The 801-nt window shown below is 61.4% G+C and carries 1 protein-coding gene; it reads left to right on the top strand.

Annotated elements, in window-relative coordinates; genetic code table 11:
* Positions 1 to 81 precede the first annotated feature (81 nt).
* Positions 82 to 801, top strand: a 720-nt coding sequence (gene nemA, locus ADK28_RS11675; protein ID WP_048795719.1) for an N-ethylmaleimide reductase, incomplete at its 3' end; no start/stop codon positions are given.

The following is an 801-nucleotide window of genomic DNA, read 5'->3' as shown; positions in this document are numbered from 1 at the left end:
GTCTTTTTTCGTGAAAAATGCAGTTCGTGTTTTTTTATCGCCCATCACTAGACGACCGGTCTATTAAATACAGGATGCACTATGAAGACTGAAAAATTGCTCTCTCCGCTGAAGGTTGGCGCCGTCACCCTGCCCAACCGCGTGTTTATGGCTCCGCTGACGCGTCTGCGCAGCATCGAACCGGGCGATATTCCTACGCCACTGATGGCGGAATACTATGCGCAGCGCGCCGGCGCCGGCCTGATCGTGACCGAAGCGACGCAGATCTCCTTCCAGGCGAAAGGCTACGCCGGCGCGCCGGGCCTGCATACCCCGGAACAGATCGCCGCGTGGAAACACATCACGCAGGCGGTACACGACAAAAACGGCCACATCGCCGTACAGCTGTGGCATGTAGGCCGCATCTCCCACGCCAGCCTGCAGCCGGGCGGACAAGCGCCGGTCGCGCCTTCGGCAATCAACGCCGAAACCCGCACCACCGTGCGAGATGAAACCGGCGCCTGGGTGCGCGTACCGACCTCCACACCGCGCGCGCTGGAAACCAGCGAGATCCCGGGCATCATCAACGATTTCCGCCAGGCAACCGCTAACGCGCGCGAAGCCGGCTTCGACTTCATCGAGCTGCATGCTGCCCACGGCTATCTGCTGCACCAGTTCATGTCACCGGCTTCCAACCAACGCACCGATCAATACGGCGGCAGCATCGAGAATCGCACCCGCCTGACGTTGGAAGTGGTCGACGCCACCATCGCCGAATGGGGTTCCGAACACATCGGTATCCGCATCTCGCCGCTGGGGCCG

Origin of the sequence: Serratia sp. 506_PEND (assembly GCF_001076875.1) — a bacterium.
GTDB classification, from domain to species: domain Bacteria; phylum Pseudomonadota; class Gammaproteobacteria; order Enterobacterales; family Enterobacteriaceae; genus Serratia; species Serratia marcescens.
Note: the sequence above shows the minus strand (reverse complement) of the source record. Positions and strands in the feature narration are given on the sequence as shown.